This is a genomic window from Methylobacterium sp. Leaf91 (genome assembly GCF_001422815.1).
In the GTDB taxonomy this organism is placed as follows: domain Bacteria; phylum Pseudomonadota; class Alphaproteobacteria; order Rhizobiales; family Beijerinckiaceae; genus Methylobacterium.
Genome location: NZ_LMMP01000039.1, coordinates 1 through 5,777, shown reverse-complemented (window position 1 = coordinate 5,777; position 5,777 = coordinate 1). Strand labels below are relative to the sequence as shown.

The 5,777-nt window shown below is 51.7% G+C and carries 5 protein-coding genes and 3 pseudogenes; 2 read left to right on the top strand and 6 right to left on the bottom strand.

All coding sequences use genetic code 11. From position 1 onward, the window contains the following. Window positions 1-100: pseudogene (locus ASF32_RS26015) on the top strand (IS5/IS1182 family transposase); the annotation flags it as partial. Between the two features lie 167 nt (window positions 101-267). Here ASF32_RS26015 and ASF32_RS24800 read toward each other — a convergent pair. From ASF32_RS24800 to ASF32_RS26675, 5 genes and pseudogenes are all read right to left on the bottom strand, one after another. Then, window positions 268-2,448 carry a hypothetical protein gene (locus tag ASF32_RS24800; RefSeq protein WP_210166865.1) on the bottom strand — a complete coding sequence of 727 codons (2,181 nt, stop codon included), beginning with the start codon at window positions 2,446-2,448 and terminating at the stop codon, window positions 268-270. A 101-nt stretch (window positions 2,449-2,549) separates the two neighbouring features. After that, window positions 2,550-3,431, bottom strand: coding sequence for a 3-deoxy-8-phosphooctulonate synthase (gene kdsA / locus ASF32_RS24795; protein WP_244478063.1), 882 nt, complete (start codon window positions 3,429-3,431; stop codon window positions 2,550-2,552). 41 nt (window positions 3,432-3,472) lie between these two features. Continuing rightward, window positions 3,473-3,712 (bottom strand): annotated as a pseudogene (locus tag ASF32_RS26680) (IS5/IS1182 family transposase); the annotation flags it as partial. A 32-nt stretch (window positions 3,713-3,744) separates the two neighbouring features. Next, the gene (locus tag ASF32_RS18430; protein WP_056431694.1) at window positions 3,745-4,050 is read right to left on the bottom strand and encodes a hypothetical protein; all 306 of its coding nucleotides are present in this window, start codon (window positions 4,048-4,050) and stop codon (window positions 3,745-3,747) included. Between the two features lie 170 nt (window positions 4,051-4,220). After that, window positions 4,221-4,421: a hypothetical protein gene (locus ASF32_RS26675; RefSeq protein WP_244478064.1), complete on the bottom strand. Its 201-nt coding sequence runs from the start codon at window positions 4,419-4,421 to the stop codon at window positions 4,221-4,223. On the opposite strand from ASF32_RS26675, the gene ASF32_RS18425 reads away from it, so the two are divergent. Next, entirely contained in the window at window positions 4,414-5,271 is an 858-nt protein-coding gene (locus ASF32_RS18425) for an IS110 family transposase (protein ID WP_348271430.1), read from the top strand. The genes ASF32_RS26675 and ASF32_RS18425 overlap by 8 nt on opposite strands. Window positions 5,272-5,277: 6 nt before the next feature. Here ASF32_RS18425 and ASF32_RS26670 read toward each other — a convergent pair. Next, window positions 5,278-5,451 (bottom strand): annotated as a pseudogene (locus tag ASF32_RS26670) (IS630 family transposase); the annotation flags it as partial. Window positions 5,452-5,777 lie beyond the last annotated feature (326 nt).

Here is a 5,777-nt window from a genome sequence, read left to right as displayed (position 1 = left end):
AGTAGCCACCCGCTACGACAAGGACCCGGCCAACTATCTCGCCAGCATCAAACTCGCAGCCATCCGCATCTGGCTCCAATCTTATGAGTCTACGACCTAAACCAGCGTCAACAACTTCGCGCGCCGCCTCACGGCCCTACGCCGCTTCAGTTCTTATCGAGCCCTCTACAAAGCAATGAAAGCCGTGCGAAGCGATAGCACAAAAAAACCCGCCCCATGAAATGCTGAAATTAGCTACCTAACGTCGCTGCCTATGGCTTCAGTTCGTCATTCCATTGCCGACCAAGTGCTTATCAGATTTAGTGCCTGTCCGGTGAACGGCTCTTTTAACTTCGAGGAATCGACGAGTATGACACCTCCGAAACGTAATGATCCATAACAAACTCCATGAGAAAAAACTCTGAACTCCAGAGCGCATCTTGAGTTTATAGAAAATGGCAAAGAAACAGAAGCTAATTCCCGCCCATACGACTCGCTTACTAAAATAAGATCAAGTTTTGGGCAGTAAACATCAACCGTTATCACTGATTTGTAAATGAAATCCGGCGAATCTAAATTGAAATCATCACCGATCAAACTTAGGTCAAAATTCGCTATCCATTCTCCACCCGGCACATCGCAATTCGGCCCATAAATAATGTGCCCCGCTATATCTAGACCGATCAACGTATGTGTTTCGGATAATCGGCGGTTAGCGTTTACATGGAATATTTGCCACGGAAGCAATATATTTTTATATATTATAGCGGCGCGACTAGAGCACCCTCCGCTATATGTAATCTCGGTATGCGCACTTTCTCTTAGACTAAAGTGAGCTAGATATGCCTCCTTTTTGTCGACAGCAATAAGGTCGGCCCCGTATGTACACTTAACGCTTTGGGCTACCTTTAAAGCTGCATCATAGGTTTTGACTTGTATATCCAACAGATTATTCGAGGAACAAAACTGCCCAGTGTCAATCCACAGTAAAAAGTCTTGTCCATCCTGGCAATACGCTTCAATCTCTTCCGCGAAACGCCCATCAGCAAGCGATATGCTGACTGCGCGACGCTGAAACTCCGCTATTGCTCTATTTCTGATTTCAGGGGAGTCGAAATAGATATCAAAGAGGTACTCCGCGGGCTTCAGAGTTTGCTTATGGATCTCGTCACAAATAAGACTTGATGAACCAGTCGATTTCAAGTCTAGTAAAAGTTGTAGACGAGTTAAACTAGGTATAGTTTCTCCAATTCTGATAGAAAATAGGTAATTGTTCAGGCTTTTAATTAGATTTTTATACCAAATACCATAGTGCTCCAATCTGTCTGTAGCAGCAATGGACTCGGCCTTTTCCAAGCGAGCACGAAACTCCCGACCATTACCTTTGCGAATTAATGACGTAGTTATTATAAGGCCGACCAATGCCGCAACCCGCGATGCACTAGGAGGAACCGCTTTATCTAAAGCACCTCCAAGTAACGTAGGATCATACAAATCTATGCTAACATTCTTACCCGAGTAAAGCGGGCTCCCCCAAGTTATGACAGGCTTCTGCATAATAAGAGCTTCCAGACCAACATTCGAAGAGTGCGTTGCTGTGATATTAGCTATTTTGATCAAATGGAAAATACTGGTATGCTTACAGACGAAAATATTATCATCGCACTCAAATACGGCGCCACTATCGTCATCAAATGGATGAAGTTTATAAATTATTCTCCATTCTGACTGTATTGATGCAATTGCAGCACGCAAAACTTCCCGGTAAGATGAATAACTACCTAGAGAAGCAACTACATTGGCGTCGTTGGCAAGTTGTCCAGCAAGAAAAACTATAGGGCGAGCATCAAGTTTTAGCCACTTGTCGAGTTTTGCTAACTCCCCGGGTGATTGACCTTGAATGTATTTAGACTCCTCTCGGGCTAGCCATCGATCAATGAAACCATTACCGACGCGAATAGCGTTGTTTTCGACATCGCCAAAACAATTATTCCAAGCTCTGTCTACGCCGGTTTCACCACGAAAGAAGTGAGGAGCCATAAGGTCAAGAAAAATATAATCACTAAAGAATCCACTCTCTGAAAAAACATATGGTGTGCTGGTTTTATAGCATACTAATGCTGTAATCCTTGAAATAACCTCAGCTCCATGAGGCACGACAACTAGACGCGGCTCTATCGTACAAATTTTCTCATGAATTAGTCTATATATTCCCCGAAGATGCCCTGAAAAAACTGAGTTATCCGCTAGATGAGGCAGATTATTAATATCAGCACATACGTTATGTACCATTAGGTCCGCTATATTTAAAACAAAGCCATAGGCATTGAAAAAATCGGCAGAGGATAAATATGGCGCGGAACCAATATCCTTGCAAAGCGTGTCTATTCTACTCCCATTTACAGTATGAGACTTATGATCATCGAAATAACAAATCACGCTAGCGCTACATCCCGCGGACTCCGCCATGAGACGGATCTCTTCTGCATCCGCTATAGCACTTTGACTAGAAAAGGAAAATATTTGCACTAGTTCCATTTAAGGTCCTTAGGTTACATTGATCGAAGCACTTATTTGCACAATGAAGATTTTACTACACGGTCGATAGATAGCAGCTGCTCTACAAGGATTGGGAGGTGCTTGTGTGAAATCATATTGGGTCCATCCGATGGAGCATTATCTGGATCTTCATGCGTTTCTATAAACACGCCTGCGACACCAACGGCAACGGCAGCTCGCGCGAGCACTGACACGAATTCGCGTTGGCCACCGCTAGACTTGCCTCGACCGCCCGGTTGCTGTACGGAGTGAGTTGCATCAAAGATCACAGGCGCACCGGTCTTCGCCATCTCAGGAAGAGCACGCATATCAGAGACAAGTGTATTGTATCCAAACGATGTACCGCGTTCTGTTAGGAGGACATTCGCATTGCCTTCAGACGTAATCTTATTGACTACATTGATCATATCCCAGGGGGCGAGGAACTGTCCTTTTTTAACATTAACTACTTTTCCTGTTCTAGCAGCAGCAATTAACAAATCCGTCTGTCTACACAAAAAGGCCGGTATTTGTAAGATATCTACGACCCTACCTATTTCGCTGCATTGATTTACATCGTGAACGTCGGTGATAGTCGTAAGCCCGAAACGTTCTTTGATTTCTGAGAAAATTGGTATTGAAGCCTTCAGGCCTATCCCACGGCCAGCGTCACCACTTGTACGGTTTGCTTTGTCAAAAGAAGTTTTAAAAATTATCTTGATTTCAAGCTTCTCTGCAATTTCCTTCAAGTAATTGGCAGAATCAAGCGCATGGTTACGGCTTTCCATCTGGCAGGGGCCTGCAACTAGCACCAGTGGTAGTGTATTTCCTATTTCTATATTGCCCACATTGACTATTTTATTTGCTGTCATGTCCATGATTTTACAAACCTCTTTAGGGGCCATATTCGTCATATATAAGTCATGCAGCTAATAGCAGATCTCACGATCGCTGACTAGGGTTTTGACCCATAATCAAGAATGACGGTTGCAGCGATGCAGTCGACTGAAAGATAGTGGGTTGCGAACCTATCCTTACGTGTAGCGATGCGACGGAAGTCCTTGATTCGGCCGAACATACGCGCGATGGCGTTGTAGGCCTTATAGAGGATCGGCTACAAGCAGAGCTTCCAGCCTCGGTTAGACTTTGGTGGGGCGTTGGGAGCAGGCCACGATTCAAACACGCCGCGTCGGAGCCGGCGTTTTGCGAGCTTGGCGAAGAAGCCCTCTACGGCGTTGAACCACGAGGCTGAAGTCGGCTGAAGTGAAAGGTGAAGCCGCGGGTGGCGCTCGAGCCAGGCACGGACCTTCGGGTGTTTGTGAACGGCGTAGTTGTCATGATCGCGTGGACGATTTTGCCCGCCGGAACTGCAGCCTGGACCGTGTTGAGGAAGCGGATGAGTTTCTGGTTTCGGCGGCGTTGCATGCGGCGGCTGATCACCTTGCCCTCCAGGACGTTTAGGTCGGCAAACAGGGTCGTCGTACCGTATTGCTTGTAGTCGTACGTATGTGTCGTCGGTTGGCCCGGCTTCATCGGCAGCGCCTCCTGCGTGTGGGTGAACGCCTGGCTCTCCTCATCCTCGTTTTAGGCGTTTTTGCTAATCTGCTGGCGTCGCGTGAGCGATGCCCGGTCCTGGATGGCCATCCAGGACCGGGCGGCCGTCCGTCGGATCGACCTCATCGGATCCCGTTCGGGGATGAGGCTCAGCAGGATCGCGGACGGCCCCCTTCATCAGATCCGGATGGTTGCCTGAACAGCCAAGGTTCGTAGACGAGGCAGGATCGACGAAGATGACAGACGATGCCACGATCATTGCCGGGATAGACACCGGCAAAGCCAAGCTCGACGTCGCCCTTCGCCCCGGCGGCGAGACCGTGCAGGTCGACACTACGCGCGCTGGCCATCGGCGATCTCCTGGCCTTCCTGACGCAACACCGGGTTTCAACGGTCGGGATCGAGGCGTCGGGCGGCTACGAGCGGACGGTCTTGGCCGCTCTGTGTGCGGCGGGCTTGCATGTGGTCCTGCTCCAGCCCCGGCAGGTCCGGGCGTTCGCCCAGTACAAGCGGCGACGCGCCAAGAACGACCGGCTCGATGCCGGCCTGATCGCCGAGTGTGTCGCAGGTCTCACAGCCCGTCGGGCGGGGTTCGACCCCCATCTCGACCTGTTGGGCGAAGCCCTGCGCCGGATCGAGCAGATCGAAGCCGACATCGTGCGGGCCAAGACGCGACGGGAGAGCTTCCACGACGTGCGGCTCCGCAAGGCGCAGACCCGCGAGATCGAGCGGCTGCAGCGCCTCCTCAAGGCCGAGACGAAGCGGCTCGTGGCCGAGGTCGATGCCGCGCCCGCACTGGCCGCTCGACTATCCTTGATCGAGAGCGGCCAGGGCATCGGCCGGCGCACCGCCCTGACCCTGCTGATCGACATGCCGGAGCTGGGGCAGCTCTCACGCGAGCAAGCCGCCTGCTTGGCAGGCCTCGCGCCGTTCGATCACGACTCGGGCACGCACAAGGGCCTGCGCCGCATCAGTGGTGGACGCGCCAGCGTGCGGCGTGCCCTCTACGTGGCAGCCCTGCCGGCCAGCTTCCGCTGGAACGTGGCGCTGTGCGAACTCTACCAGCGTCTGGTCGCCGCCGGGAAGCCGCACAAAAAGGCGCTGACCGCCTGCGCCCGGAAACTGCTCACCTATGCCAACGCCGTCCTCCAGCGCGGGACACCGTGGACTACGACAGAGCCACTTCTCAATGGTTGCTGAGCCTGTCGAAGGATCGTCGATGGACATCACGACGGCGTGGGCGGGCGAGTCGACGTAGAGCCCGACGACATCGCGTAGTTTGGCGACGAAGGCCGAGTCGGTGGAAAGCTTGAAGGTACGCCCCCGATGCCGCTGCAGACCATGCCCGCGCCAGACCCGCTGCACCGACGAGATGCTGATAGCGGCGACCTTGCTTATGGCGGCGGCCGTTAAATGCGTGGTCCCGCCGAGCGGATCTCCTTGCTTCAGAGCCACCACGCGCGCCGCCACCTCCTGCCCCGGCGAAGGGATGCGCGCCGACCGCGTGTTGTCCCGAAATCGATTATAAATTGGTATTTTGCCGAAGGCGTTAGCAGGACTCTTGGCGCGTAGGTACGGCGCAATAATAAAAGTAGGTCAAATTGGCATCTGCCACACTTGCGGCGGATGAACGCCCGATTAACACTACCTACTCCGAAAGAATGAATCGACCGATTCCTCGAGGCCGGGAGACAGTCCATGTCCCA

Coding starts and splice junctions, on each gene's coding strand:
- kdsA (WP_244478063.1), bottom strand. CDS start 3,431: ATGACGAATATGGCCCCTAAAGAGGTTTGTAAAATCATGGACATGACA.
- ASF32_RS26675 (WP_244478064.1), bottom strand. CDS start 4,421: ATGGCCAGCGCGCGTAGTGTCGACCTGCACGGTCTCGCCGCCGGGGCG.
- ASF32_RS24800 (WP_210166865.1), bottom strand. CDS start 2,448: ATGGCGGAGTCCGCGGGATGTAGCGCTAGCGTGATTTGTTATTTCGAT.
- ASF32_RS18430 (WP_056431694.1), bottom strand. CDS start 4,050: ATGAAGCCGGGCCAACCGACGACACATACGTACGACTACAAGCAATAC.